Raw genomic sequence first — 525 nt, 5'->3', positions numbered from 1 at the left:
GTCGCCGCCCGGCAGGTGCTGACCGCCGCCGCCGGCCTGGACGTCGACTACCTGGCGCTGGTCGACCCGGTCGACTTCACCGAGGCCGGCGACGACCACCGCGGTGACGCGCTGCTCGCCGTCGCCGCCCGTGTGGGAGGCACCCGCCTCATCGACAACATCCGACTCCGCTTCGGAGCCGCCTCATGACTCCGCTCCCCGGCATACGCCTGGACGCCCCCGCCCCCAGCTGGGCGATCGACGCCGACGTGGTCATCGTCGGCTCGGGGGTCGCCGGGCTCACCGCCGCACTGCGCTGCGCCGACGCCGGGCTGCGTGTCGTCCTGGTGACGAAGGCCCGGCTGGACGACGGCTCGACCCGCTGGGCGCAGGGCGGCATCGCCGCCGCCCTGGGTGAGGGCGACACCCCCGAGCAGCACCTCGACGACACCCTCGTGGCGGGTGCCGGGCTGTGCGACGAGGAGGCGGTGCGCACCCTCGTCACCGAGGGCCCCGACGCGGTGCGCCGGCTCATCGCCGCGGGCG

The 525-nt window shown here is 76.2% G+C and carries 2 protein-coding genes; both read left to right on the top strand.

Annotation, left to right across the window (positions count from 1 at the left end):
* The coding region (locus ACYVE9_RS30530; RefSeq protein ID WP_461031085.1) for a pantoate--beta-alanine ligase at positions 1-189 on the top strand (189 nt) is incomplete at its 5' end.
* Positions 186-525 (top strand): FAD-dependent oxidoreductase (locus ACYVE9_RS30525; protein WP_461031084.1); only part of this gene is annotated, 340 nt, incomplete at its 3' end. The genes ACYVE9_RS30530 and ACYVE9_RS30525, both read left to right, overlap by 4 nt.

The organism is Streptomyces sparsus (assembly GCF_054776295.1).
Note: the sequence above shows the minus strand (reverse complement) of the source record. Positions and strands in the feature narration are given on the sequence as shown.